Below are 26,152 nucleotides of genomic sequence, written 5' to 3' on the forward strand. Positions count from 1 at the left end.
CAGTCTCATCGGCTCAATTCCGTGGTCGGGGGTGTGTGGCCGCTGCCGCCCCAGAGGTCGCGCGTGCAGGCAGCGGCCAGGACGGTCAGGTCTTCGCGGGTGGCACAGGGGTGGTGGACGACCGGCAGTCCGGTTGTCTTGGTCCAGGCGGTCGCGGCCTCGAGATAGAGGTCGGCCAGTCGGGCGGCGACCATGGGGTGGTCGGTGAAGCGTCGGCCGGTCGCGCGTTGCGTGACGCGGGTGTGGCAGAGGTCGGGCTCGGTGGTCAGGAGGACCGTCAGCTGCGGTCGGGCCCGCTCCTCGGCGGCCAGGCGCCCGACGTACGCGCTGACAGGTCGGCGGTGGAGGAGAGCGAGCAGGCAGGCGGTGGACAACGCGAATCGGTCGGCGATGACCGGGCCCTGGGCGAGGGCGGGGGTGAGGTTGAAGCAGGAGTGCAAGGCCAGGTCCAGGCAGGCCGCCTGCACGGCGTTTTCCGGGTGCGTGGGGTGCCCGGCACGCAGCCGGACCAGGGTGCGCGCGGCGGACAGAGAGAGCCAGGAGAACTGGCCGATGTGGCTGAGGGGGTGTTCCGCGCTGGCGTCGGCGAGGAGCCGGTCTCGCAGGGTGCTCTTTCCGGCGCCGGCTATGCCTTCCAGTGCCAGGAGCACGGGTTCACCTCACCTCGGGCGGTTCGGCGATCAGCCAGCTGATGAACTTGGCGACCCGGCCCGCCGTGACGGGGAGGGTGCCGTGGGTGAGCTGGGAGCCGTACAGCAGAGCGGTGCCAGGCGCGGGCGCGACGCTCCAACGGGTGCGGGGCATCTCCTGGAACCAGTCGGATGAGTTGTCGGCTCCGTCGTGGGCCAGCCACATCCCGTCCGCGTAGCCGTTAGCGGCGGCGTCGGGCGCTTGCTCGCACCACAGGAGGTCGCTGGAGGTCGTCTCGACGTAGAAGTCGCCGCCTGCCTCGGCCTCGCTGATCACCACGCTGATGCCGGCGATCTGGCGGGGCCATCCGAACGGGTCGGGCGCGATGCCGTCGAGGTGGCTGGTGATGTGCTGCCCCACGCCGTACTCGACGTACGTCCAGGGACGGCACACCGTGATGGAGGGCATGATCCGGGACAGGGCGGGGCGGGCACGTTCGAAGGCGGCGCCGAGGAGCTTGTCGGCGGCCTCGGGGATTGTGGGGATCTCGATGCGTCCGGCGGGCTCGTAGACCGCCATGGCGTCCTCGGGGCTGTGGCCGGGGATCTCGTGGATGGAGGTGCGGCGTTCGGAACCGAAGCGGGCGGAGTCGTCCGCGTGGACGACGTCGTACATCAGCTCGGCGAGGTGGTTCCGTTCGGCGGTGCTGAGGAAGTTCTCGATGCTGCCGACGCCGACGGTCTCGGCGATGTGGATCACTTGGTGGTCCCCCTTTGCAGGAGCACGCGGTGGATGTCGTGCAGGTCGGTGCAGTGGTTGAGCCAGCTGACGACCGGGCTGCGGGTGGCGGTCAGTGGGTTCGCCCACAGGGCGAGAAGTTCTCCGGTCAGCGGCAGCTCGTCGCTGCCGGGCAGCGGGCCCGGCTCCGCAGGCTTGTTGAGGGCCGAGCAGCGAGTTCTGTACTGCTGGGCGAACACGCTGGCGAGACGGACCGCGGCTGCGGCGCGACACGCCTGCCGAAGCGGGTCGCTGGGCGGTGGCAGCCCGTAGGCGCGGCGCTCGGTGGATGCCCACGCCTCCGCAATGGCAGCGGCGGATGCGGCGACTCTGCACGTCGCGCAACAGTGACCATCGGTCTTCGGGCAGAGCCGCAGATGCTCGCCGACGCCGGAGGCCGTCTCGTCGAGGACCGACCATGCGGTGGCGGCCAGCAGTGTGCCGACATCGGGATGGCCGGGCTGGTCGGTCTCCCGGTGGTTGCAGCACAGTTCGCCGGTGTCAGCCCGGCCGTTCGACGTCAGGGCGGGCTCCACGAACAGCGTGTGGAAGTAGGCGATGCGACCCAGCAACTGGTGGACGGTGACCTCGTCCGCGGGCTTCATGCCGACATCGCCTGCGCGTCCGTGGCCCGTACCGGAAGCGGGCACGCACACGTGGTGCCCTTGTCCGGGCGCTCGGCCAGCAGTTTTGCGGTCAGCACGGCGGCGGCATGGTCCAGGCTGGCGAAGTACGCCTCCCAGCTCCGGCCCACGCTGGGGACCAGGCTCAGATCGAGGACCGGAGTGGTGACACCCGAGGTCTCGCAGGTCAGTTCGGAGCGGCCGACGTTGACCTCGATGCCCGCGGGAAGAGCCGCTGCGGCGACTGTCGCCGCCCGGCACAGAGCTGCAGCTGCGCGAGCGTACTCCTCGCGGTCGCGGGCGAGGACCCCGACGCGTAAGCCCGTCGGAGGAAGGTCCAGGCCCACGTACTGGTGCCCCTGGCAGCTGTCGTAGGTGATGAGGCCCCAGTGGCGCGTGATCGTGTCGACCAGCGGCCAGACACCCGGCTCGATGGCTGCCCGCCACATCGCGTGAGCCGGGTCGAGATCGTCGGCCTCGTGTACGCCGGCCATCCCGACGGTGTTGATGTTGCCGTGCTCGCTGGTGCGCAGCGTCACTTCGCCTCGGTGGACCTCGGAGTTGTCCCAGCGGACGAGGAAGGCATTCACGTCGCGCATGGTGTTCGGGCTTCGCGGGCGCCATCGCAGGGTCTGGCACCAGGCGCCTTCGCGACGCGCGGGCTGTGCGAGGAGGGCGGCGATACCGTCGACCATCCGCATCCGGTAGTCGCAGTACGCCTCATGTCCGCCTACCGCGTCCATGCGCCACCGGGTGGCGATGCAGCCGCCGCCACAGGTGTCGCGGTAGCCGCAGGTCGCGCACTTGGCCATCAGGGCCTTGCCCTGATCCAGCAGGAGGGAGTCCCGCTGGGCGAGAACCACCTCTCGTTGTTCGGTCACCGAGTCGAGCTGGACCAGCCGGGCCTGCGGCCATGGCAGCTCATCGCAGGATCCGAGGCGGCCATCGGGGTACAGGGTGAAGACGTGGTCACACTTCAGGTCGGAGAAGTGGCAGAACCCGGTCGTCAGGCCCCGTAAGCGTCGGATCGTGGACACGGCCGGCTCGAGCTTGATGCGCGAGAAGTGCCCGGCGCTGATCCAGTAGGCCGTGGCAGCGAGCACGAACTCCGCGTATTCATCGGGGTGAACCGCCCACGCCGGTCCCTTGGCGCCGTTCACCGCTGCCTGCTGGAGCTGCCGGCTGGCGGGAGTGCGTCGGCCAGGCAGGGCGGTGGACCGCCGGATCGTGGAGTCGAAGCAGGGAACAAAGCTGACCGCGTTGACGCAGCCGAATCCGGCGAGGTGTTCCAGTACCTCCTCGGCACGCCCGAGTACCGCCGAGGTGACGGCAGCGATCACGCCGACGTGGCGGTCTCGCTGGGACAAGAGTTCCAGGGCGGCGGCGACCCGCGGGTAGACGGGCTTGCCGTCGTATCCGACTCGCCAGGCATTGCCTCGGGCGTCACCGTCGAGGGACACACCGATCCTCAGGTCCGGACAGAGCTCGTCGAACATGTCGAGCCAGTCCTCGTCCAGCAGCACCCCATTGGTCTGCACGGTGACACGCACGACCTGGGACAGGCGAGCCAGCTCGGTCAGTATCTCGGCAATGTGGTCACGGCCTGCCGTCAGCGGCTCGCCGCCGTGGAGCTCTACTGCGAGCGGGCGGCCCCGGAAGAGATCGGCCAGGCGTCGGATCTGGTTGGCGCTGACGCGGGCCCCTCCGGGAGCCTCCTTGCGTTTCTCGTAGCAGTAGAGGCAGTCGATGTCGCACGTCTCACCGCGCGTCTTGACGATGACGGACACCGCGGTGCGGGTGTCGTCCACGTCAAGACTCTGGTAAAGCCCCTCTACTGGATGGCGCTCGTCGATGCTGTGGTTCATCGGCTGCCTCCTCATGTGCTGCTGAGACGGACGAATCGCTAGTCGTACAGGCGTCCGAGCAGGGCGCCCTGGCCGGACTGCAGGATGTGCGCGGCCTCCAGCGGGATCCAGAAGCACTCGAAGTGAGTGGGCTCCTGCTGGCCGTCGTGGTCCTCCTGGCTCATCCACCGCTCCGGTGTCAGCTCGGTGAGCTCCAGGTGGAACACGTGCCGGTGCTGGATCTCGAACCGGTACGGGCTGATGTCGTACTCGGCCTCGCCGAGCTTGCGCACGATCTTGAAGTCGGTCAGGCCCGTCTCCTCACGGGCTTCGCGGAGGGCGGCGGCTTCAGGCGTCTCACCGGGACGGATGCTGCCCGCCGGCACCTGGATACCGACCTCCTCGTACGAGTAGTCGGGGTGGCGGAACACCAGCAGTCTCCCGTCGCGAACGACGTAGACGAGCACTTTCTCCTTCGTGACCTTCTCGGGCATCGGTTACCTCCACGTGGTGTGCATTGAGCTGAGGCCCAGGCCCCTGCTGGAGCCGGAGCTGCATGCCCCCCCGAGGCCGATTCGCGCGTGGGCGTGTCCTCGGGGAAGCGCACGAGTCTAGGGCCCTAACTTCCCCTGAAAGTCGAGCGATTCAGCCGATTCGGTGGCTCGTCAGCGCTCCGACTGTTGCCCTTCGGTCACCCCGTACGCGCGAGACGGACCGTCCCGAAGGCGAACGCGGTTCCGGCGCAGACCGGCCGCTCCCATCGGTTGTTGCTCTGGTCCTCTCCCCTGCTGCTGGCCCCGGCGGGCAGGCGGAACTGGGCCCAGCAGCGCTTACCGGTCTCCGTCAGATCGGCGCCGTGACGGTCGGCGAGTGCGGAGACAAGCTGAAGTCCTCGTCCCGACTCAGCGTCCGGATCCAACGGGTTCGTGCGAGGCATCGCCTTCGCGGCGTCCTCGACCTCGACGACGAGAGCGTCACTGTCCTGTCGGAGGCCCACGGAGATCGGACCGAGTGCTGCATGCTGCACGGCGTTGGCGATGAGCTCGCCGGTCACCAGCTCGATCGCGTCCAGGACGTCCTCAGGGAGCCGTATGTCCCAGGCGCGGACGGTGGCCACGACACGATGCCGCGCCGACCGCACGGCGGACTCCGTGCAAGGGACAGGGAACACGAGCGGATGGTGCACTGCCATGAGCGGGCCTCCTGAGCTGCCTGGCTTTGCGGGACCGCGGCTGGATGGTGACTACGAGCGGTCTCCGCACTGCCGGGCCGACGCCGAAGTGTTCTCCGTCTGCGCTGCCTGAACGAGGCCCTGAGCGATGTCTAACGCGGCCCTTTCGTGCCGAACCGGTGTCTATTCGCCGTACGGCCCGGATTTCTGGGCTATGCCCCTGCACCGAACTGTGGTTGCTGCCTAGCGTGGTCGCCGGAGGAAGGCGCCGGCGCGAGGGAGCCGCTGTGGAGCAAGCAGGACCGACCCTGTTTCAGACCCTGATCAACCAGCGGGGCTGGCAGGACTACGAGGTCTTTAGGAAGCGGTACGAGCAGGCGGCCAAGCAGTTAGCCGAGCTCGAAGGCCCGCGCTCGCTCCCGACAGCGACGCTCGAGAAGCGTCAGTTCTTCCGGTACGCGCACGGTGAGGTCCGGAACCCCCAGACGGTCGCGCGCCGAATCCTGGAGTTCATGTTCCCGGGCATCCCGGCCGCCCACCTTCTTGGGCCCGTGCCCTCCCGGTCAGGCACCTCGCCGCATCAGCATGCGGGCGAGGACCGCATCGCAGTGGAACCATCCGAGTACGGCCTTGAGGACGTGGTCCTGGCGGCGGCCAATGAGTCGGCGCAGTTCGCGGCCAAGGCAGAGAGCAGCAACGTGGGACCGCACACACTGGAGCAGCTGGAAGCTGACATCCGTCGCATTCTTCACTCGTACCCCAGCCGACCTATCGGGCCCTTGTTCCGCGAAGTGCGCTCCCTCCGCGACCGCGCCTTCGAACTCCTCGAAGGCCGCCAGCCACCGCGGTACACCCGAGACCTTTACGTCGGCGCCGGCGTCCTGTGCGGAATGCTGGCGAATGCCAGTTTCGACCTCGGTCGCTACGACGCCGCCGAGACGCAGGCCCGCACCGCCTTCCTCCTCGGCGAGCTCGCCGGCCACAACGGCCTCCGCTCCTGGGTGCGCGGGCTCCAAGCCCTCATTGCGTACTGGGACGGCCGCCCGGCAGACGCCGTGCGACTCGCCGATTCGGGAACCGTCTTCACCCCCGAATCCGGCACGGCGCAGATCCGGTTGGAGAGCATCAAGGCACGGGCGTTCGGGCAGCTCAACAGAGGCAACGAAGCTCTGGCCGCTCTTCAGGCAGCGGACCGTCTGCGTGAGGGTCTCGCGGCCGACGATGACGTACCCGGCGGGATGATGGCCTTCCCCGTCGAGAAACAACTCTTCTACGCCAGCAGCACCCACCTCTGGCTGGCAAGCGCACAGCACCTCAGCGACGCTGAAGCACGCGCCGACCAAGCGGTGGAGATGTTCCAGGCAGCGCCGCCGGAACAGCAACGGCTGGGCGAGATGTCGCTGGCCCGCATGGATCTGGCCATGGCGAGGCTGGGCCGGGGTGACATCGACGGCGCCGCGACCCAGGTCCACGCCGTCCTCGCTGTCAGCGCCCGACGTCGCACCGAAAGCGTCGACCGCCGAGTCGGCCACTTCAGCCGACAGCTCGCGCTGCATCCTGGCGCAGGCTCGGCTACCGGGATCGGGCTCCGTGAGGTGATCATTGCTCATCAGCAGCGCACACCCCACGAGCTTCCGCCCGGAGGTAGCCAATGACCACCGTGACCCTCTTGCACCCCGGAGCCATGGGATCGGCCGTCGCCGCCCAGGCGGTCGCGGCAGGCCACGAGGTGCTGTGGGTGCCGGAACGCCGAAGCGAGGCGACTCGCCGCCGTGCCGAGGAAGCCGGGGCCACGGCGGTCGGCTCCCTCGGCGAGGCACTACGGAGGTCCGACGTCGTTCTGTCGGTCTGCCCGCCCCAGGCAGCGGAGGATGTAGCGGCCACCGTTGCCGACCACGCGTACACCGGGGTGTACGTCGACGCCAATGCGATCAACCCGCAGCGGATGCGGCGGATCGCGGAGGAGGTCCGTCCCGGAGGTGTGGTCCTCGACGGGGCGATCTTCGGCCCGCCGCCCCGCGGCGGTCGGACCGCCCGTCTCTACCTCGCCGGAGACGGTGCGGCGGCCGATTCCTTGGCGACACTGTTCAAGGGCACTGCCGTCACCGTCCGGCGGGCGAGCGGCGACGTCGGCTCCGCCTCCGCACTGAAGATGGCGTTCGCCAGCTACCAGAAGGCCGCTCGCACGCTCGCAGGCGTTGCACACGCACTGGCGGACGCCCACGGCGTCGGAGATCAGCTCACCGCGGAGGCCGAAGTGATGGCCTCCAACATCCTTTCCGACCCCGGATACCTGCCCAGCGTGGCAGCCAGGGCCTGGCGCTGGGCCCCCGAGATGCAGGACATCGCCGAAACGCTCCGCGAAGCCGGGCTACCGACGGACATGGCCGATGCGGCGGCGACCGTCATGGCTCGCTGGGAGAGGGACAAGGACAAGTACGACCTGGCGGTCCCGGACGTCCTCGCTCATCTCCGGCGCGAGAACCGCTGAGCGGCAATCCGCGCGGTCGAAGCCCCCTGGTTTCAAGGAAGGACTCGGCCCGCGGTGTCCCGGCTCGGCGAGAGCCACAAGGTGTTGTCACGGACGCGACAGGTTCGGCGAGCGTGGGGATCACCGCCAGGGGAAGGTTTCGGCCAGCGGGCAGAAGCAGCTGCCCCGCTCCGTTCTGAAGCATCAGATGGCCACCGGCGCCGCCCCTGCTCGACAAGGACGGCTGATCGGCGTCTGGCAGTGGGCTCACCAGCTCCCTGGGCGTGCCCAAGGCCTCGCTCCACTGAGCGAATTGGCACCAGTCACAGACCTTCTTCCCGCCGCGCTCCCGTCTGCTCACTTCGGCCTGATCAATATTGACCAGTCGGGCCAGCGCTGCCTGCGAGAGCCCCGTGTGCTGCCGGAAGAGCCACACGACCACGCCGAGATCCCAGGCCCGGACCGCCGTCTCGACGGCTGGAGCCGCCCAGAACTCCGGGGCGACCTTGGGGACCGTGCCATGCTGGCAAGGCCCGCACTGTGAGGCGGAGTTGAAGCGGCTGAGCGCCGCGCGACAGGACGAGCACCGCCACTCCGCCCCGCCAGCCACCTCCACCTCACCCGTACGCGATCAAGAGAGCCCTGAGCACTTCAGGCTCCCATAACGGCGCCGACCTGTGGACGAATAGCCGACTCCTCACAGACCGAGGTCCCCTTGGCGTGCGGGACGTGCCCACCTCTCTCTCAATGCGCATCACCGCAACCAGAGGGTGCGTGAGAGTGTCGTGTATTCACATACGCTAGAGAGCCCCCTTGGCCAAGGCTTGTGCTACGGTACTCCTGCGAGTCAGTGTTCGGGCCGTGACGCACGGTTCGGGAGAGCCGCTTTCCCGGGGCATAGCTATGCCCCGGGGCGCTTGCTAGCAGAGGCGCACACCGGGGCTTACTGGGCCACGGTAACGCCTTGTCCCTTAGCTGTGCAACACGAACCCGGGGGGGGATCGCAATGCTGTGCACCACTGCCGCCGAGACGGAGCTCATCAAGGTGACCGATGCCGGGCGGTACGCTGACCCCGCGACGATCTGCTCGGCGACCTGCCGGCAGGTCCTCGCCTGGTCCGACTGGGAGATGGCCGCGGCGAAGGCGACGTACGAGCTGCTCCGGAACCTGGAGAACGTTCTGCGGTGCGCTGTCTCGGACCGGCTGTCGACTCACTACGGGCGCGAGGACTGGTGGCATGCGCCCCGTCTGCGGCTGACGTACAGCACCATGAAGAAGATCGAGACCGCTGAGAACAAGCTGCGACTGGCCGGGGTACCGGTCACCCCTACGGCCATCCTGCGCGAGGTGCCGCTCGGGTTCTGGGTCACGCTGCTGGGCCGCGGGCGCGACTACGAAACGCAGGTATGGCGTCCGGTCAGCTCCGGATTCCCCGGCTACCGGGGCCTGCGCGGACCGCTCCATGCCCGCCTGAATCATCTGCGTCTGCTGCGCAACAAGGTGGCGCACCAGGACCGGATCGGGGGCCGCGATCTGGCGGCCGACCGAAGATCCGCCCTGACCGCGATCGGCTACGTGTCCGAGGCGGTGGCCTGCCGTGTCGACGCGGCGGACACCGCGTTGCCGCAGCTGCTCGTAAGTCGGCCCGGGGTCTGCACCCAGCGCGGGGGAGGCGGCTCATGAGGCCCCAGTCCGTGCCGCTCGGCGACCTCTGCGAGATCACAGCCAGCCCGTCCAGCGACCTGTTCGCCACGCTCACCGTCAGCGCGGTGGGCACGCCGGTGGTGACTCCTGCTGACATCACCAGCACCCAGCGGATCAGCACCGAGACACTCCGCCGTCTGCCGGATGCGCCTGCCGGCGTGGAACGGTACCGGTTGCGCCCCGGAGACCTGGTACTGGTGCGTCTCGGCAACGTCGGCAAGGTCGCCCTGCTCGACGCGGACGCCGGCGACTGGGTGTACCACTCGTCCTGTATCCGCATCCGCCCGGACGCCGAGCGGGTCAACCCCGTGTACCTCGCCGCCTACTTGGCGCATCCCCCCGTGGTCGACCAACTTCTGTCCCACGTGCAGGTGGGCACGGTCCCGGTCCTCAACGCTGGATCGCTCAGGAGCCTGCCGGTGGTACTGCCCGCGCCGGACGTCCAACGGGTCATGGCGAAGGCTCTCGCCGAGGTAGGCGTGCAGATGGACATCCAGCAGCAGATCCTCACCCGGCTGAACTCTGTCAAGCAGGGACTGCTCACAAACCTGCTGGGCGATGAACTGCCTGGGGGCGCGGCCTCCCGGCCGCAAACGTTGTCCCTCGAACGCAGAGCCCCGAGAACCCGCCGTACGAACCGAATGTCATAGGCCACCCCTAGGGTGGGCCGATATGTCACAGGACGCGCGTCCTGTGGGACGTGAAGTAAGAGGAGACCCGAGTGGCACAGCTCACGCTGCCGCAGTTGGAAAGGCATCTGTACGCGGCCGCGGACATCCTGCGCGGCAAGATGGACGCCGCGCAGTACCAGGACTACATCTTCGGGCTACTGTTCCTGAAGCGTGCTTCCGACCAGTTCGACGTGGCGCAAGACGCCATGGTCAAGAAGCTCATTGCGGAGGGAAAGCCCAAGGAGCAGGCCCAGCGAATCTCCGAGGCCCGTGGGGCATACAAGGCGCACGAGTTCTACGTTCCGCAGGAATCCCGCTGGTCCACGATCGTCAGCCAGTCGCGCACTGACCCGGCCGGGGCACTGAACGTCGCGCTGGCTGCGCTGGAGAACAGCAATCATCAGGCACTTGACGGCGTCCTTTCTTACATCAGCTTCACTGAGGCCCGTGGTGGCAACACCAAGCTGACCAAGCCGGTGATCCAGCAGCTCATCGATCACTTCAGTGAGTACCGGCTCAGCAACGACGACTTCGAGTTCCCGGACCTGCTCGGGCACGCCTACGAGTACCTGATCGGCGAGTTCGCCGACGAGGGCGGCAAGAAGGGCGGCCAGTTCTACACCCCGCGCTCCGTCATCCGCATGATGAACCAGCTGGTCAAACCACAGCCGGGCATGTCCGTCTACGACCCCTGCTGCGGCTCGGCCGGCATGCTGATCCTCGCCAAGGAGTATGTGCAGGACCACGGCGGCGACGAGTCCCACCTGGCGGTGTACGGGCAGGAGGACAACGGCAGCGCCTGGGCCATGGCCCGGATGAACCTGCTGATGCACGGCGTCGCCGATGGCGTCATCCACCACGGCGACACTCTCGCCGACCCCAAGCACGTCAAGGACGGCCAGCTCCAGCGCTTCGACCGCATCCTCACCAACCCGCCGTTCGCACAGAACTACCGCCGAGAAGGCATGAAGTTCCCCGAACGCATGGTGAACTGGACTCCCGAGTCCGGTAAGAAGGCCGACCTAATGTTCATCCAGCACGTCCTCGCCGTGCTGGAGGCCGACGGCATCGCGGCATCCGTCATGCCGCACGGCGTGCTCTTCCGAGGCGGCGAAGAGCAGAAGATCCGCGAACGGATCATTGAGGAAGGCCGCCTGGAAGCCGTCATCGGCATCGGCCCCAACGTCTTCTACGGCACCGGCATTCCCGCCTGCATCCTTGTTCTGCGGGGGCGCAACGGCGCGCCCGATGGGCGTCGCGGCGGAGTGCTCTTCATCAACGCCGACCGGGAGATCACTGCCGGACGCACACAGAACCTGCTGGAGGCCCAGCACGCCGAGAAGATCGTCTCGGCTTACGAGGAGTGGGCGGAGATCCCCGGGTTCGCCCGGGTCGTGCCCTTCGACGAGCTGGCGAAGAACGACTACAACCTCAACATCCGCCGCTACGTGGACAACACACCTCCGCCCGAGCCACAGGATGTACGTGCCCACCTGTACGGGGGCGTGCCGCGGAGCGAGATCGCCTCACGCAAGGCCCAGTTCGAGGCGTTCGGCATCGAACCCGAAGGCGCACTCTTCAAGCTCAGGGACAGCGACCCCAACTACGTCGACTTCCTCGCAGAGGGCTACGAGGCGACAGCGGCCCAGATCCCCGGACTGGCCCAGGAACGGGAAGTCATCCTCGGGCGCGCCTTCCACACATGGTGGGACGAACACCAGGGACGGCTCGCACAACTCCCGGTGCATCAGCAGAAGGCACAGGCCCGCGAGGAGTTGCTCACCACCTTCGTCGCGGCGCTTGAGCCAGTCGGCGTGCTGGACAAGCACCAGCTAGCTGGTGCCGTGGCCGCGTGGTGGTTCGACGCGAAGAACGACCTCGACGTACTGATGGCCAAGAACTTCAAGGGTCTGATCGACGGATGGGTCCGCAGCATCGCCTCGGCCTTCGAGGAGCCGTCGGAAAAGGCCGATGCTAAGACCAAGGCCCGCTACCGGACCGCAATGCGCAAGGCCCGCGAACACCGGCTGGTCCCGGAACTGATCCCAGCGTATGTGGAACGACTGGAGACCGCAGAAGCCCTGGTCGCCAAGCTGGACGCGGAAGTGAAGGCCGGCTCCCCACCGAAAAAGACCTCCAAGGCGAGCGAGGAAGACGACGGCGACGAGGAAGAGCTCGACCTGTCCCAGGTCCTGCCGCCCAAGCAGCTGAACGCGCTGAAGAAGAAGCTCCGGGAAGCGAAGCTCAACCTTGCCGGAATCAAGGCCTCATTTGTGACGGAACTTGAGGGCGCAGCCGAGAAGCTGACCCCCGAGCAGGCCCGCGAGGTCGTCCTCGGATTCCTGAACGCGGACCTGTACGCCCGCATGACCCGCTTCGTCGCCGCCGATCGCCGTGCGCTGGTGGACGTCTTCCGCAACTGGGGCGAGAAATACGCGGTGCCACTAACCGACCTGGAGCAGGCGCGCGAGGCCTCGGCCAAGCGACTGCGAGGGTACCTGGAGGAGCTGGGCTATGCGTGAAGGCTGGAAGCGAGTTCCTCTAGGCGCTATCACCCAGGAGCAAAGTGTTCGGGTTGGTGACCTTGCGAATGAGGCGGTTGTCCTCTCGTCCACAAAACACCACGGTCTAGTCAGGTCAGACGAGTACTTCAAGAATCGCCAGATCTACAGCGACGACGTCTCGGGCTACAAGCTGGTGCGGAGGGGCTGGTTTGCATATGCGACAAATCACCTGACTGAGGGCTCCATCGGGCTCCAGGATTTCGTTGATCTCGCGTGCGTGAGCCCGATCTACACGGTCTTCTCGTGTTCTCCTGAGGTCGACGAGAACTTCATGTACCGCGTACTCAAGAGCGACAACCTCCTGCGCGAATACGGGCTCCACGACCAGGCGTCCGTGGATCGCCGCGGCGCAGTTCGGTACAGGGACTTCAAGCAGATCGAAGTCGCGCTTCCGCCACTGGCAGAGCAGCGACGAATCACCGAGATCCTCGACGAGGTCGACGCCCAAATTCAGCTGGCACTCGACGAGGCACACAAGGCCGGTGCAGCCAGGAATTCTGCCTTTCGACGCCTACTAGTCGAGCCACTGAAGGACCTTGCTGAGACCGAGGTGTCGCGTGTTGGCGAGCTCGTCGGCACGAAATCAGGGTTGTTCGAGTTCGCCACCCTAGGCGAACTCATCACAGCCATCGAGGCAGGCAGCAGTCCAGACCTTGAGGGAAAGCCTGCCGGAGAAGGACAGTGGGGGTTCCTCAAGGTAAGTGCAGTAGGACGCGACGGTTTCCGTCAAGAAGAGAACAAGCGGGTCGATGATACGAGTCTGATCGATCCATCGATCGAAGTGCGCCCCGGTGACTTGCTGGTGACACGGGCGAACACACCGGACCTCGTAGGAATGTCATGTGTCGTAGAGGCGACCCGCCCCGGCCTTATGCTCTGCGACAAGACGTTGCGGCTCACCCTGCACAGCACCGCAGGGTCCGCCCAGTTCCTCAGCGATCTGCTGCGCCTTCCAGAAGTGCGCCGCCAGATCGAGGTGGCCGCCACCGGAACTAGCAACAGCATGAAGAACATCAGCCAGGAGTCCCTGCGAGGTCTGGTCATCCCATGGGGGACGGCACAGATTCAGACAGAAGCCATGAAACTGGCGTCGGAGTTCAAGACAAGGAGAACTCAAGCCCTCAAAGACGTTGAAAAGTTTCGCCAAGTGAAGAGGGCCCTCATAGACGACCTCCTGACTGGCAATGTCTGCGTACTCCCCGCTCCCGCATAGCCCCAATCATTGCTCTATGAGCCCCGCGTACCGTCAATTGAAGGAGACCGTACCCTCTATGTCCGGCCCCGAGTACAAGTACGTAGAAGCTCCACTGATCGCGCAGCTCACCCATGCGTCTATGGGCTGGCGGCACGTGGTCGGGATTCAGGGTGCGGAGCTGCAGGCGCCAGGCGAGGCACCCTACGTCCGGCAGGGGACCAACGACCCGTTGCTCACTGGGATCCTGCGGCGCCAGCTGGAGCGCCTCAACCGGATGCCCGACGGATCGGCGTGGGTGGATGATGCCCGCGCGGCTGCTGCGATCGCTGCCCTAAGTAAGGGCGGCGTTCCCGGCGGGGGGCTCATCGCCGCCAACGAGGCGGCGACCGAGGCTCTCATCGAAGGTGTTGCCGTCCCCGGCATTGAGGGCTGGGACGGTGGGCGGGCGCAGAGGGTTCGGTTCATCGACTGGGAGACGCCGGTGAACAATGACTTCCTGGTCGTCTCCCAGTTCCCGATGACGATCCCGGGTGCGCGGGATGACCATGGCAAGCCCAAGAAGCTGATTGCCGACCTGGTCTTGTTCGTGAACGGGATTCCGCTGGTCGTCATCGAGTGCAAGAAGCTCAAGGCCGGACAGGGGGATGCCCACAAGGCGATCCAGCAGCTGCGCCGGTACGCCAACCAGAAGCGGGAGTCGGCCACTCCCGAGGGCAGCGAACAGCTTTTCCGCACGGTGCAGTTGACCGTGGCCACGACCGGTGACACCGCTCTGCTGGGCACGTTCACCTCCCGTCCCAAGGACTACGTGGTCTGGCGAGACGCCTACCCCCTGGACACCCAGCAGGTGGCAGAGACGACGTATCACCCGGACGATGCCTTTGCCCGCGCTCAGAAAGTGCTGGTGGCCGGCGTGCTGCATCCGCATCGGCTGCTCGACATCGTGCGGAACTTCGTCGTCTTCAAGGACGTCGAGGTCGCCGAGGGCCGTACGGCCCGCGTGAAGATCGGCCCGCGCTATCAGCAGTACCGGGCCGTCTACAAGGCGATCGCACGGCTGCAGAAGGGTGAGACCAGGCAGGTCCACGGCAAGGAGGACAAGCGCGGCGGCATCATCTGGCACACCCAGGGCTCGGGCAAGTCGCTGACCATGGTGTTCCTGGTGCGCAAGATGCGATCCACGCCAGGCCTGGGCCACTTCAAGGTCGTCGTGGTCACCGACCGCAAGCAGTTGCAGGACCAGCTCTCGGAGACGGCCGTCCTCGCGGGCGAGAAGCCGGACGTCATCACCCGCGCCTCCCAGGTACCGAAGGTCCTCGGCCTGGAGAACGCCGGCCTGGTCTTCGTGATGATCCAAAAGCAGCAGGACGCGGAGAAAGCCCGGCAGCAGGCCGCGGACGCACTCGCCGATGAGGGCACCCCGGGCTGGGGGCTGGTCAACGACCGTGACGGCATCCTCATCCTGGTCGACGAGGCGCACCGTTCGCACAGCTCCGCGCTCCACCAGAACCTCATAGAGTCGTTGCCCAACGCGGCGCGGATCGGCTTCACCGGAACACCGATCATCATGAACCGCCGCAAGCTGACCACCACGACCTTCGGCGAGTTCATCGACACGTACCGCCTCAAGGACGCCGAGGACGACGGCGCCATCGTTCCCATCTACTACGAGGGGCATGTCGCCAAGGGCGCGGTCGTTGAGGGCGAGTCCCTGGACGAGACCTTGCAGGAAGAGTTCGAAGAGCTCACGGACGAGCAGTACGACGCGCTCCAGAAGCGTTATGCCAATGCCTCGGCGGTCCTCACGGCCAACGACATGATCCGGCGCAAGGCCCGCCACATAGTGCGCCACTACGTCGAAGGCGCCATGAAGGAGGGCTTCAAGGCCCAGGTCGTCGCCCACTCACGCGGCATCGCCGTCCGCTACCGGGAAGCTCTCCTCGATGCGCGGGATGAGCTGGTCGCCGAGGTGGAGAAGGCCGACAAGGCACCGGCCCGCACTCTCGCCAAGGCTCACGACACCCCGGCAGAGGACCGCACCCCCCGACAGCGCCTGCTCGTCGCCGCTCACAAGCAGCTGGCACTACTCAAGGCCATCGACTTCGTGCCGGTGATCTCACCCGACTCCGAGGACGACTCCTCCTGGGCCGCCTGGTCCGATGGGAGCGCACAGGAGAAGGTCATCAAGGCGTTCCGCAGCCCCTTCCCCAACGCCTCTGATCTCACCGCGGACTCCAAGCCGGTGGCCATGGTTATCGTACGGACCATGCTGCTCACGGGATTTGACGCACCGATCGAGCAGGTGATGTACCTGGACCGTCGGATGCGCGAAGCCGAACTCCTGCAGGCCGTCGCCCGCGTGAACCGCACCTATGGGGACAAGAAGCAGGCCGGATACGTCGTCGACTACGCCGGCGTGGCCAAAGCACTGCTCGAAGCGCTGGCTGCCTACGCCGCCGACGAGGCCGAGGGAGCGCCCCTCGACTTCGCCATCGAGGAGAACAGGCTCGAAGACCAGTACAACGCACTGCGCCACCACCTTGGCTTGACTCGGGACCTCGTCGACGTCGAGAACACCACCGCCGTACACCGGCTGGTGGACACCCTGGAGGATGAAGAGCGGCGGATCACGTACCGCAAACTACTCCGGGCCTTCCTGCAGACACTCGACCTGCTCATGCCGCGCGAGGCCACCCGCCCCTACCAGAAGCCAGCCAAGGTATTCAGCTTCATCGCCCAGGCAGCGAGGGTACGGTTCTGCGAGGAAGAGGACGGCTTCGACCCGGCCGCCTACGGCGAGCGGGTCGCCGAGCTGATCGACGAACACGTCAAGTCCCTTGGCGTGGAGCGCGCGATAGAGCCCACCCGGCTCACCTCCGATGACTTCCGCGCCAAGGTGGAGCAGATGCCAGGAGCCCGCGCCAAGGCATCAATGATGGCGCACGCCCTGCGCAACCACATCGAACTCCACTTCCAGGAGAACCCCGTCGCCTACGAGAAGCTCCGTGAACGTCTGGAAGAAATCCTCAAGAAGTACGCAGAAAACTGGGCTCAGCAGGCCGAAGCCTTCGAGACCCTGTCCCAGGAAGCCCAGGACGTGACGCGCGGGCGGGCCTCAGGCCTCCCAGAAGACGTACGCAACCTCAGCAAGCTGGAGCAGGCCGTCTACCAGCAGCTGACCACCGTCCTCACCGACGGAGTCATCACCGACGATGTGCGCGTGGAACTGATCGAGCTGGCGCGCGAAACACGAGCAGTCGCGATACGGCACAGTGCGCGCAAGGACCTGTTCCACAACGCCGCCGCACTGCACGACCTGCAAAGCGACATCTGGATGCTCCTCGCGGTCAACGATCGCACCCTCCCCTCGGTCGACAGCCTCGCGCCCGCCGTACGGGAGATCATTCAGCACAACAAGAAGGATCTGTAGCCCGTCCATGCCCGGCACCCCGGCGGAACCGCTGCACGTAGGCGGTCTCGTCATCGACGTTCACCACGTGCCCGGACGCAAGAGCGTCCGGGTCACGGTGGAACGCGACGCACGCATCGTCGCGGCTGTCCCGCGCGACACGGACCGTGACGCCCTCGAAGGTCTCATCCGCACCCGCCTGCCCTGGCTTTACTCCAAAGTCCGAGACCGCGAGGCGGAAGCAGCACAGCGCCCAAGCCGCAGGTTCGTCGACGGCGAGGGCTTCTACTATCTCGGGCGCAGCTACCGGCTCAAAGTCATCGATAGCGCGTCGCACCCCGTCACGCTGACCGCCGGTCGGCTCCAACTGCGACGAGACTGCGTAGAGACAGCCGAGGACTCACTCTCAGCTTGGTACGTGGACCGGGGAAGGCAATGGCTCCCCCGGCGCATCGGCCCATGGGCGAAGAGCCTTGGGACCCCACCCGTCGACCTGGTAGTCCGTCCCCTCGGCTACCGCTGGGGCTCCTGCTCCAGCCGAGGCGCACTCAACATTCACTGGGCCGTCATGCAGCTCCCAGTCCCGCTCGTGGACTACGTCCTGGTGCACGAGCTGGCGCACCTGCATGAGCCCAACCATTCACCCGACTTCTGGCGGACCGTCTCCCGAGGCCTTCCCGACTACGAAATCCGGAGGGACAGACTAGAGGCGTGGGGTGCCGGCGTATGGTTGCCCGAGAGCCCCTGACACCTGGGCCCCAAGACAGCTACGCATCGCCCAGGCACCGTAGCCGTACAGCGTCAACCGGCACCGAGCGATTCACAGAATCGTGATCACCGCGTCAGCCGACCCGCGTCTTCGGTAGACACGCCGACATGGTGACGACGAGCGAATCTCCGCAGACCACAGGCGATGCGTCCCGACCACCCTTGCTTGCGGCTCCCGCCCAGGACTCGAACCTTCGGCCACGGCTACCGCGGCAGCCGAAATACGTCTCGGATGATCAGCTCTCCCCTGCCCGCGGGCGGATCTCCCCGTTCCCATGTTCTGGGTCCCCTGCCGGGGGCACTTCCGGAAAGAGGTCCTGGCCAGCGGAAACGCCGGTCGGGACCTTTCTCGTGCATGCCAAAACGTTAACGGTCTTGCGACCGTTGCAGTTTCTCTGGCGACCGGGGTCCCAAGTGGCGGATTCCGCCTCCCTCGTAGCGCGTCTACGGAGGTCAGAGGCTTTCGCTGCGAGCGCGTCAGCCCCGCTCACCGCGGAATCCAGACCGCGCGGCGGGCCAGGGGTCCCCCGGCCGCCAGACCACGACTGACGGCGATCGCCGCGGGCCGCGGCATCGGCGTCTCGGCGGCCTCCACCGCCGAGATGCACCCGCACCCCGGCGTCGTCCACCGGACCCTGGCGGACGCCCCGCCCGTCCCCGTCGTGCTCGCTTGGCGCGGCGCGGCCCCGCACCCGGCGATCGGCCTGCTCGTGGACCTGGCGCGGGACGTCACCGCGGAGGGCTGAGTCCGTCCGCGGTCAGCCCTCGGAGCCGGCCGTGGAGCTGGCCGCGCCCTCACTCGCGGAACCGCCCGCGCCCCGCACCTGGACCGTGCGCGCGAGTGGGTCGCCCGGCTCCACCCGGAACTGCGCCGCCAGCTCCCGGCCGGAGCCGGCCAGCACCCCACTGCCGGTTCACCACCCGGCCGTCGACGGCGAACTCGTTCCTCAGGACGGGCAGTTCGGTCATCCGCGCGAACCACTCCGCCGCCCGCTCGGCGAGGAATTCCGGCGACCCGTCATCCTCGATCAGCGTTTCCAGGGTCCGCTCAGGGGTGTACAGCTGATCGTGGAATTCAGCGCCGACGAGACGCGAACCGGTGAAGAACGCGCCCACGGTCAGCACATGCTGCTCGGGCTCGGTCGTGGGATCGGACAGACCCAGGGTGACCAGCAGTTCCGTACGATTCTCGAAGACCGCGAATGTCGCACAGGTGTCGTCGGGCTCGCAGCCCCATCCGCCGGACTCCGCCCGCTCCCGCAGCGCGGCGAGAAACCTCAAGGCGTCCTCGGTGGGCTCCAGCTCCGGATCGGCGTCGAACCAGCCGCCGGACGTGTCGTACTCGCTCATCACGTTTTTCAGCCTCACAGGGCCCAGGAAAAGGCCCGAATCACTGTGACCGGACAAAGGCCTGGCCCCCGCGGTCACAGTGCACCGGATGGTCGCGGCCTCCGTGCTTGACGCCGAGGGCCTGTGGGCGGAGTCAACGGACGACGTGCAACTCCACTTCATGGTCCATGACCTGGTGCTCGCTGCCGAGCGAGGGTGATGGTTGCACGGATGCCCGGGGCGCTGGTGCTGGCCGCCGGACGTCAAACGGCAAGCTAACCTCGCCGTTTCGCTTTGGGTGGTTGAGCTGGTCCGATCGCGGCGTACTGGTGATTTCGTTTGCTGGTCGCCGGGTGGGTATGGGTAGGGCCCGGCGCTCGGGTCGGGTGCTCCAGGGCCTCGGGTCGTGGGCGGGCAGGGGCGGTGCCGCGGGTCAGGTCGATGGCCGGGGCAGGGCGGTGAGGCGGGCGAATGCGCTGGTCAGCTCGTGTCGCCAGGGCCAGGTTGCGGAGATTCGCAGGTGGAGGCGGCGTCCGCCGCGGGTGATGCGGGCAGCGACGTGCAGGATGCGGTAGCGGAGCTTCTTGGGTTCGGCGGTGGCCAACTCGCCGTCCAGCAGCAGGAGGCGTGCCCAGGCCAGCAGGTCGATTGCGGCCAGGGACAGCTCGAGCCAGGCGGCGTTGATGGCGAAGCGCCGGGAGGGGAAGCGGCCAAATCCGGTGCTCTGGCCTGTCCGGATGTGGTCTTCGACGGTGGCGTGTCCGCGGTGACGGACCTCCAGGAACTGGGCGGAACCGCCTCCCGCGTGGGGAGTGTCGGTGAGGAACACCTGGTGGCGAAGGCCCTCGTCCTGGTCGAACAGGGACAGTTGGGCACCGGGGTGTGGTCGTTCGCGTCGCACGATGATGCGGGTGCCGGCCGGGTAGCCGGCAAGGTCGGCCATGCCGGTCAGCTCGGCGACCTCGGCACGCCCTCCCGCAGGGTCCCGTTCTGGTCCAGGGCGGGGTGCCAGAGTCTGTCGGGGAGGGCCCGGATGGCGCGGCGGACTGGTTCGGTGACCGGGTATCCGACCGAGAAGCGCAGGTCCAGGCCGTTCTCACGCCGGGCCTGGATGTGGGCCAGGAAGGCTTTCGCGCCTCCGGCGCTGTCGGCACGGATGAGGATCGAGGTGCCGTGCCGGTGGGCGTCGGGAATCTGCGCGAGGGCCTGGTCGAGGACCGTGATGTGATCGGCGGCGGTGTTGGCGCCGGCGTTGCCGGGCCTCAGGAGTCCGGACATGGCCTCGCCGGTGTTCGCCAGGAAACACAGCAGCGGGTGGTAGCCAAAGCCGCCTTTGTAGGTGGGCGCGGCCGCCTCCTTCTCGGAGTGGCACGCGATCAGTGTGGCGTCGATGTCCAGGACCAGCCCCGGCAGTTCGTGCCCTGCGGCCGTCACCGCGGGTATGCCCTCGCCGGTTTCGGCGGCCTGCAGCCAGGCCACTTCCCGGGCCTGGGCCCTTGCCGAGCGCAGCGGAGCGAGTCCGGCCCCGTCCATGTCGGCGAGCAGCCGCCAGGCCGTGGGCGTGGAGGCCACGGGGCCGAACACCTCGCTCTGGTCGCGCAGAACGGCCAGGTCCGTGATGGTCTCGCCGCCGTCAGCGATCATCACTGCGAGATCAGTAGCGATCCGGCCCGGGTCGTGGCCGGTCCCGCTCGGCCTCAACCGCCGCAGAGCGTTCGAACAGGCGCTGGTCAGCCCGGTCGCATCGGCGAGATCAGCCAGCAACCGTGCCCCGGCATGCCCGACCACCCCCGAGTCCCGTCAGCGGACACCACGAGCCTGGGACGGGAACCGATAACCTGCACGTAGAAAGTGCCTTCCGCTGGCGACGATCAAACCCCTAGACAAGGTTCATCGTCCCAGCTCAGGAAGGCACTTTCGCGTATCGGCCAGCATCCGGACCAACCCAACCGAAACGGCGAGGTTAGCGAACACATCTGGCTGATCCACACCCCGCTGTCGGTGTCATCAGGTAGAACCAAGAGACGCGTGCAGGACGACCGCGTCGAAGCCAGCAGCTTGGGGGTGTGAGGATGGGCGAAGGTACGCAGCAAGGACTGCACGGCAAGGACTACGCAGTCAGGGAGCTGTTCACCAAGCAGTACGTGCTCGAGTCCTACCAACGGGAGTACACGTGGGAGCGACACCACGTCGTTGAGCTCGTAAACGACTTGGCGAACGCGTTTCTGCGCGACTGGCGGGTCGATCATGACGGACAGCGCTACGCCCGGTATCGGCCGTACTTCCTCGGCCCCTTCGTCTGTCACACCCTCGGGGTGAAGAAGAACCTGATTGACGGACAGCAGCGCTTCACCACACTTCATCTGCTCCTCATGCACATCGAGCGGCTACTGAAGGAGCAGGGCGATGAAGGCGCCGCCGGGATGGTGGGCAGCATGGTCCGTAGGTACGCGGCCGGGCAGTACCACTACGCGATTGACGTGGAGGAACGCCGCGCGTGTTTGGAGGCACTTCGTACCGGGGCGGAGTTCGACACCACCGGCGCCTCCGTCTCCGTACAGAACCTGTGGCAGCGAGCCCAGGATGTCGCCGACACCCTGCCTGCAGATGTGCGAGACGAGTGCCTGCCCATATTCGCCGACTGGCTGGCCGATCGCGTCTTCCTCGTCGAGATCTCCGTTGATGACCGGGATCTCGGCTGGGAAATCTTCGAGACCATGAACGACCGCGGCGCCGGCCTCACCTCCCTGGACCTCCTGAAGAGCTTCGTGCTCTCCCAGGTGGACCACGATCAGGACCGGATCAACGCAGCGTGGCGAAAGATGGTCACAGATCTCAGCGCCTTCGGGAGGCACTACCCCAGCAAGTTCTTCGAGACTCTCTTCCTGGCCCGTTACGCGCCTCCGGACGGAAGCGAGGACGAGAAGATCGAGCGAGCATTCCACGAATGGGTGCGCACCAAGCCGGAGCGAGTCGGCATCCAACGCCAGGGCGAGGACTACCGCGACTTCGTCCTCAATACCATCGCGCGGTCCGCCGAGCAGTACAACCTCCTTCTTGAGGCAGCCCGCGCCCGGACCCCTGGCCTTCACGCCGTCTACTACAACGCGGGCAACGGCATTGACTCCCAGTTCCTCCTCATCCTGGCCGCGCTGCAGCTGGAAGACTCACTCCCGGTAGTTCGCGAGAAGGCGCGACTCGTCGCCAACTATCTCGACCTGTTCTTCGTGCTTCGCATCGCCAACAATGACAGCGCCGTACAGGTACAGGACTTCAGAGAGGAGGTTCAGCGCCTCCTGCCCGCCGTCCGGCAGGCATCAACGGTCGACGAGCTGCGCAAGCTCCTGGGCGGTGAGGCAGCAAGCCTTCCTGACGGGTTCTCCGGAGTTGAGAAACTCAGCCTGCACAACAATCGGAAACATATTCGCTATTTGCTTGCGCGGCTCACGGCCTTCACCGAGACAGAATGCGGCCGCCCGGACGAAACAGACCGATACCTGGGGTTGCCCAGCACTGTGACAGATGGCTCTCCTCCCTGGGAGATCGAACATATCTGGGCCAACAAGTACAGCCTCCATGTACAAACCGGCGTGGCGAATGAGGAGGACTTCAAGCGGGAAAGGAACCGCCTGGGTGGCCTGCTTCTCCTCGAAAAGTCGATCAACGCCAGCTTCGGTGCAGACATCTACACCGAAAAATTGCCTCACTACTTCCGTCAGAACATCCTGGCCGCGTCACTGCACCCCAACGCCTACAAGCGAAATCCCACGTTCGAGAAGTTTCGGAAGAAGTGGGGCCTCGAAGGCTCCTTCACTCCCCATCCGGATAGCTTCGACAAGAAGGCGATCGACCAGCGAGGAGTGCTGTACCGACAGCTCTGCGAGCGGGTGTGGCGGATCGATCAGCTCGGTTTCATCGAGACAGCAGCGCCGATCGCGCAGCGCGTGACCTCGCCGCAGCGAAAGAAACTCCGCTACGGGGTACAGATCACCGATCTGATCCGCGTGGGCCTGCTCAGCACAGGTACCGAGCTGCGCGGTGAACTCAAGCGTTCGCAGCGGGTGTTCGACGCCACGATCACCAGTAGCGGCGGGATCCGGCTTGAGCCGAGTGGCGAGGAGTTCAAATCCCTGTCGGCCGCCGGCGCCGCCGCGACCGGCAGCGTGTCCAGTCCCGGATGGGACTTCTGGCACATCGCTCGCCCCGACGGCAACCACATCCCGCTAGCTGTGGTTCGGAAACAGGCGATCGAACGAGGCTTGCTCGACCAGAGCTCCTGACGCACGGTGGGGGACGCGTGCGGAAAATCCACGCGCCCGCCCTTCCCGGCTCGGTCGAGTCCCGCAATGGCACCACGCCGTCCTCAACGATCCGGCCGCGTCCCGTAGACCGGGAGGCCGGTCGTGGCCAGATCGCCGCCGAGCTCCTCGGGGAGGGGGACGTCCTCGCCGTACTTCCCGTGGACGACCCCTTTGTACTCGCCCTCTCCCGGGCGAGTGAACAACGACCACGTGCCGGTGCGCGGATCGATCTGCAAGAGCCGGGCGACGCCCGCCGCCGCGTACCAGGCGGTCTTCTCGTTGATCCCTTTCAGCCGCTCGTTCGGGGAGATCACCTCCACCGCCAACTCGACCGCGTCGGCATCCAGCAGCCAGCCGTCCTCGTCCTTGAACGAGCGTGGCCCGATGGTCAGGTCCGGGATCGAGTAGTCGTCCGGATCCCCCGGCATGGGGACAGATACGTTCTCGTACGCCTCGTGCGCGGCAGCGAGACCGGGACGGATGGTGTCGCGCAGGTCGATGACGATCCCGGCGTGCTTGCCACTCGGGCTCGGAGACATCACGAGAGTGCCTCCGATGATCTCCACACGCATGCCGGTGGCCTGCTCGATCTTCTCGGCGGCTTCGCGCAGATGTCCGCGGCGGACTGGAATGGGCCGGGGGGCCGGGCTGGCCAAGGTGTCTCCTCCTTGCCTGCGGGGAGCGAGTGCGGGGCCAGGACCTGATCGTTGTGGATCCGCATTTCACTCTACGGCAGCGTCCGTACGGCCAACGGCTCCGCCGCCGGCACTCGCAAGAGTGGCCCCTCGTCCAGCCCCAGCACCACCGCAAGTCCGCCCGTCGCGTACCGCTCCGTGCCCACGCTGCGGACCGTGCGCCATTCGCCCCACACCCGTACAGACTGGCCCGCCCGAACGGTGACGGCCGCAACCTCCGTCGTCCTTGGCGGAAGGGTCAGCTCCGGAGCCTTCAGCTCCGCCCACACCGTCTTCCCGATCCCGCCAGCGCGCGGGCTCACGCCCCACCTGTACGTGAGCGCGTCCACGATGACGAGCCCGCGCCCCTGGGTGTCATCCTCACCGGGCTCCTGGATCTCGGGGCACCCCTCCCCCGCGTCGCTCACCTCCAGGCGGAGGAGTCCGTCCCTGGTGGAGTGCGCAATCCGGATGCCCACCTGGCGGTCGCTCGGCACGCGCACGCGCAGCGCGTTGGTGACTAGCTCGGACAGCACGAGTTCCGCGGCTTCCACGATGTCTTGGCCGGCGCCCCAGTCGCCGAGCACGGCGTGCAGTACCGCCCTGGCTCTGGGCGCACTGCGCGAGCGGCGGGACAGCCGGAAGGCGGCTTCGTTGAGCGTGGACACAGCAGCCCCCTGAGGGTCGACAGCTGTCGGTCAAGTCCGTTGATGCGCCGAAGGGTTCGGCCCGGACAGGAAGAGAGTGCCGCGCGAAGCTGATCCATGCAATATTGAATGCCGCATCCCAGCGGGATTCACTCTTCCGAGTAACTCGCCTCGGCCAAGCCGCGGCTTCTGGTAGGGATTACCTATGCCGAACGTGAAGCCATCCACCGTCCTCGGTCGCCAACTCGGCGATGAGCTCAGGCGATTCCGCGATGCTGCTGGTCTCACCACCGCCGCAGCCGCAAAGGCGCTCGACTGCACTGGCGGCAAGATCAGCCGCATCGAGAACGGCCACGTTCCGGTCCGGACGCCAGACCTCGTCGCACTCCTGAACGCGTACGGGGTAAATGATGCGGAGACACTGGAGCGCCTGAGCGCCCTGGCCCGTAGGGCCAATCGACGACGGCGTGAGGGCTGGTGGCACCAGTACGGCTCCGTCCTCGGCGACACCTACCGCGACTACATCGAGATGGAGGACATCTGCGGCAGCATCCGAACCTTCCAGGCACAGCTGGTACCCGGGCTGCTTCAGACGCCGGAGTACGGTCGCGCCGTCACCGTTGCCTCGCGTGCGTGGCAGACAGCTGAGGAGATCGAACAGTTCGTCCAGGTGCGACTTGCGAGGCAGGAGCGGCTGACTGGCGAGGGGCAGCTGGAACTCTGGGCCGTGCTCGCCGAAGGCGTGCTCCGGCAGCAGGTCGGCGGACCGGCCGTGATGCGCGACCAGCTGGAGCACCTGGCGACCATGGCCGAGCAGCCCAACATCACCGTCCAGGTATTGCCGTTCTCGCGTGGCGCGCACTCAGGTATGTTCGGCCCGTACCTGCTGATGAGCTTTCCGCAGGTGTCGGCGCAGGACCTCGTGCTGACGGAGACCCCGACCGGCAATATCTGGACGGAAGGGGAGTCCGAGGTCGCAAGCTATCGAGGACTCTTCGACGATGCACGCACCTCTGCGCTGCCTCCGACGGAATCGCTCGCGCTGATTCGCCGCATCGCCAAGGAGCACAGACCATGAACCAGGCCCGCCTCGCCCTGCCCGACCTCGCCGGAGCGGCTTGGCGCACCAGCAGCTACAGCGGCGGTCAGGGTGAGTGCGTCGAGGTCGCCCCCAACCTTCCCCACCTCGTCCCCGTCCGCGACAGCAAGTGCCCCGCCAGCCCTGCCCTCGCCTTCACCCCCCACGCCTGGCAGACGTTCCTCTCCTACCTGGGCTGACCCACACCCCAGCCGCAGAAGGCCCGCCCCATACCCCCGGCCTGTCACCCGCACCGTTACGATCGAGGCGTGACAGCAACGCAGTCGGCAGGCGCT

21 protein-coding genes and 2 pseudogenes are annotated in these 26,152 nt (G+C 66.8%); 12 read left to right on the plus strand and 11 right to left on the minus strand.

Translation table 11 applies throughout. The features are described from left to right. Positions 1-5: 5 nt before the first annotated feature. The 6 genes from ACZ4VI_RS29375 to ACZ4VI_RS29400 all read right to left on the minus strand — a co-directional run bounded on the left by ACZ4VI_RS29375 (position 6) and on the right by ACZ4VI_RS29400 (position 5,045). The gene (locus ACZ4VI_RS29375) at positions 6-650 is read right to left on the minus strand and encodes a hypothetical protein (protein ID WP_468004067.1); all 645 of its coding nucleotides are present in this window, start codon (positions 648-650) and stop codon (positions 6-8) included. A gap of 4 nt (positions 651-654) precedes the next feature. Then, positions 655-1,389: a hypothetical protein gene (locus ACZ4VI_RS29380; RefSeq protein ID WP_468004069.1), complete on the minus strand. Its 735-nt coding sequence runs from the start codon at positions 1,387-1,389 to the stop codon at positions 655-657. After that, positions 1,386-2,012, minus strand: a complete 627-nt coding sequence (locus ACZ4VI_RS29385) for a hypothetical protein (protein WP_468004071.1) — start codon at positions 2,010-2,012, stop codon at positions 1,386-1,388. Before ACZ4VI_RS29385 ends, ACZ4VI_RS29380 begins: the two co-directional genes overlap by 4 nt. After that, positions 2,009-3,895, minus strand: coding sequence for a radical SAM protein (locus ACZ4VI_RS29390; RefSeq protein WP_468004073.1), 1,887 nt, complete (start codon positions 3,893-3,895; stop codon positions 2,009-2,011). Before ACZ4VI_RS29390 ends, ACZ4VI_RS29385 begins: the two co-directional genes overlap by 4 nt. A 38-nt stretch (positions 3,896-3,933) precedes the next feature. Next, positions 3,934-4,368, minus strand: coding sequence for an NUDIX hydrolase (locus ACZ4VI_RS29395; RefSeq protein ID WP_468004075.1), 435 nt, complete (start codon positions 4,366-4,368; stop codon positions 3,934-3,936). Positions 4,369-4,565: 197 nt separating this feature from the next. Then, complete coding sequence (locus tag ACZ4VI_RS29400) at positions 4,566-5,045, minus strand: ATP-binding protein (protein WP_468004077.1); 480 nt, start codon at positions 5,043-5,045, stop codon at positions 4,566-4,568. 287 nt (positions 5,046-5,332) lie between these two features. On the opposite strand from ACZ4VI_RS29400, the gene ACZ4VI_RS29405 reads away from it, so the two are divergent. After that, the gene (locus ACZ4VI_RS29405) at positions 5,333-6,700 is read left to right on the plus strand and encodes a hypothetical protein (protein WP_468004079.1); all 1,368 of its coding nucleotides are present in this window, start codon (positions 5,333-5,335) and stop codon (positions 6,698-6,700) included. Beyond that, positions 6,697-7,536 carry a DUF1932 domain-containing protein gene (locus ACZ4VI_RS29410; protein WP_468004080.1) on the plus strand — a complete coding sequence of 280 codons (840 nt, stop codon included), beginning with the start codon at positions 6,697-6,699 and terminating at the stop codon, positions 7,534-7,536. The genes ACZ4VI_RS29405 and ACZ4VI_RS29410 overlap by 4 nt, the downstream gene beginning before the upstream one ends. Here ACZ4VI_RS29410 and ACZ4VI_RS29415 read toward each other — a convergent pair. After that, positions 7,451-8,131 (minus strand): helix-turn-helix domain-containing protein, encoded by a 681-nt coding sequence (locus tag ACZ4VI_RS29415; protein ID WP_468004082.1) that lies wholly within the window; start codon positions 8,129-8,131, stop codon positions 7,451-7,453. The genes ACZ4VI_RS29410 and ACZ4VI_RS29415 overlap by 86 nt on opposite strands. 390 nt (positions 8,132-8,521) lie before the next feature. Between ACZ4VI_RS29415 and ACZ4VI_RS29420 the strand changes: the two genes are divergently transcribed. The 7 genes and pseudogenes from ACZ4VI_RS29420 to ACZ4VI_RS29450 form a co-directional block, all read left to right on the plus strand. Beyond that, complete coding sequence (locus ACZ4VI_RS29420) at positions 8,522-9,199, plus strand: hypothetical protein (protein WP_468004084.1); 678 nt, start codon at positions 8,522-8,524, stop codon at positions 9,197-9,199. Positions 9,200-9,210: 11 nt separating this feature from the next. Beyond that, positions 9,211-9,870 carry a restriction endonuclease subunit S gene (locus ACZ4VI_RS29425; protein WP_468004086.1) on the plus strand — a complete coding sequence of 220 codons (660 nt, stop codon included), beginning with the start codon at positions 9,211-9,213 and terminating at the stop codon, positions 9,868-9,870. Between the two features lie 71 nt (positions 9,871-9,941). Then, a complete protein-coding gene (locus ACZ4VI_RS29430) occupies positions 9,942-12,413 on the plus strand; it encodes a type I restriction-modification system subunit M (RefSeq protein WP_468004087.1) in 2,472 nt (823 codons plus the stop codon). Next, a complete protein-coding gene (locus ACZ4VI_RS29435) occupies positions 12,406-13,668 on the plus strand; it encodes a restriction endonuclease subunit S (RefSeq protein WP_468004089.1) in 1,263 nt (420 codons plus the stop codon). Before ACZ4VI_RS29430 ends, ACZ4VI_RS29435 begins: the two co-directional genes overlap by 8 nt. A 58-nt stretch (positions 13,669-13,726) precedes the next feature. After that, positions 13,727-17,080, plus strand: coding sequence for a type I restriction endonuclease subunit R (locus ACZ4VI_RS29440; protein ID WP_468004091.1), 3,354 nt, complete (start codon positions 13,727-13,729; stop codon positions 17,078-17,080). A gap of 7 nt (positions 17,081-17,087) precedes the next feature. Continuing rightward, a complete protein-coding gene (locus ACZ4VI_RS29445; RefSeq protein WP_468004093.1) occupies positions 17,088-17,807 on the plus strand; it encodes a M48 family metallopeptidase in 720 nt (239 codons plus the stop codon). 544 nt (positions 17,808-18,351) lie between these two features. Continuing rightward, positions 18,352-18,573, plus strand: a pseudogene (locus tag ACZ4VI_RS29450) (LysR family transcriptional regulator); the annotation flags it as partial. A gap of 49 nt (positions 18,574-18,622) precedes the next feature. On the opposite strand, the gene ACZ4VI_RS29455 reads toward ACZ4VI_RS29450, so the two are convergent. After that, complete coding sequence (locus tag ACZ4VI_RS29455; protein ID WP_468004094.1) at positions 18,623-19,234, minus strand: hypothetical protein; 612 nt, start codon at positions 19,232-19,234, stop codon at positions 18,623-18,625. 355 nt (positions 19,235-19,589) lie between these two features. Continuing rightward, positions 19,590-21,000, minus strand: a pseudogene (locus ACZ4VI_RS29460) (IS1380 family transposase). 228 nt (positions 21,001-21,228) lie between these two features. Here ACZ4VI_RS29460 and ACZ4VI_RS29465 point away from each other — a divergent pair. Then, positions 21,229-23,436 carry a GmrSD restriction endonuclease domain-containing protein gene (locus ACZ4VI_RS29465; protein WP_468004095.1) on the plus strand — a complete coding sequence of 736 codons (2,208 nt, stop codon included), beginning with the start codon at positions 21,229-21,231 and terminating at the stop codon, positions 23,434-23,436. Between the two features lie 83 nt (positions 23,437-23,519). On the opposite strand, the gene ACZ4VI_RS29470 is transcribed toward ACZ4VI_RS29465, so the two are convergent. Both ACZ4VI_RS29470 and ACZ4VI_RS29475 read right to left on the minus strand, forming a co-directional pair. Next, positions 23,520-24,113, minus strand: coding sequence for a Uma2 family endonuclease (locus ACZ4VI_RS29470; RefSeq protein ID WP_468004097.1), 594 nt, complete (start codon positions 24,111-24,113; stop codon positions 23,520-23,522). A 71-nt stretch (positions 24,114-24,184) separates the two neighbouring features. Next, positions 24,185-24,799 (minus strand): ATP-binding protein, encoded by a 615-nt coding sequence (locus ACZ4VI_RS29475; RefSeq protein WP_468004099.1) that lies wholly within the window; start codon positions 24,797-24,799, stop codon positions 24,185-24,187. 184 nt (positions 24,800-24,983) lie between these two features. Here ACZ4VI_RS29475 and ACZ4VI_RS29480 point away from each other — a divergent pair, with 184 nt between their 5' ends. Together ACZ4VI_RS29480 and ACZ4VI_RS29485 are read left to right on the plus strand one after the other, a co-directional pair. Beyond that, positions 24,984-25,856, plus strand: a complete 873-nt coding sequence (locus tag ACZ4VI_RS29480) for a helix-turn-helix domain-containing protein (RefSeq protein WP_468004101.1) — start codon at positions 24,984-24,986, stop codon at positions 25,854-25,856. Beyond that, entirely contained in the window at positions 25,853-26,056 is a 204-nt protein-coding gene (locus ACZ4VI_RS29485; RefSeq protein ID WP_468004103.1) for a DUF397 domain-containing protein, read from the plus strand. The genes ACZ4VI_RS29480 and ACZ4VI_RS29485 overlap by 4 nt, the downstream gene beginning before the upstream one ends. Positions 26,057-26,152 lie beyond the last annotated feature (96 nt).

It is taken from the genome of Streptomyces sp. NPDC029169, from assembly GCF_055563935.1.

What these genes read in the sequence shown, in the direction of transcription:
- ACZ4VI_RS29395 (WP_468004075.1), bottom strand. Translation starts at nt 4,368, where the DNA reads ATGCCCGAGAAGGTCACGAAGGAGAAAGTGCTCGTCTACGTCGTTCGC.
- ACZ4VI_RS29440 (WP_468004091.1), top strand. Translation starts at nt 13,727, where the DNA reads ATGTCCGGCCCCGAGTACAAGTACGTAGAAGCTCCACTGATCGCGCAG.
- ACZ4VI_RS29480 (WP_468004101.1), top strand. Translation starts at nt 24,984, where the DNA reads ATGCCGAACGTGAAGCCATCCACCGTCCTCGGTCGCCAACTCGGCGAT.
- ACZ4VI_RS29465 (WP_468004095.1), top strand. Translation starts at nt 21,229, where the DNA reads ATGGGCGAAGGTACGCAGCAAGGACTGCACGGCAAGGACTACGCAGTC.
- ACZ4VI_RS29385 (WP_468004071.1), bottom strand. Translation starts at nt 2,012, where the DNA reads ATGAAGCCCGCGGACGAGGTCACCGTCCACCAGTTGCTGGGTCGCATC.
- ACZ4VI_RS29390 (WP_468004073.1), bottom strand. Translation starts at nt 3,895, where the DNA reads ATGAACCACAGCATCGACGAGCGCCATCCAGTAGAGGGGCTTTACCAG.
- ACZ4VI_RS29435 (WP_468004089.1), top strand. Translation starts at nt 12,406, where the DNA reads ATGCGTGAAGGCTGGAAGCGAGTTCCTCTAGGCGCTATCACCCAGGAG.
- ACZ4VI_RS29420 (WP_468004084.1), top strand. Translation starts at nt 8,522, where the DNA reads ATGCTGTGCACCACTGCCGCCGAGACGGAGCTCATCAAGGTGACCGAT.
- ACZ4VI_RS29485 (WP_468004103.1), top strand. Translation starts at nt 25,853, where the DNA reads ATGAACCAGGCCCGCCTCGCCCTGCCCGACCTCGCCGGAGCGGCTTGG.
- ACZ4VI_RS29445 (WP_468004093.1), top strand. Translation starts at nt 17,088, where the DNA reads ATGCCCGGCACCCCGGCGGAACCGCTGCACGTAGGCGGTCTCGTCATC.
- ACZ4VI_RS29410 (WP_468004080.1), top strand. Translation starts at nt 6,697, where the DNA reads ATGACCACCGTGACCCTCTTGCACCCCGGAGCCATGGGATCGGCCGTC.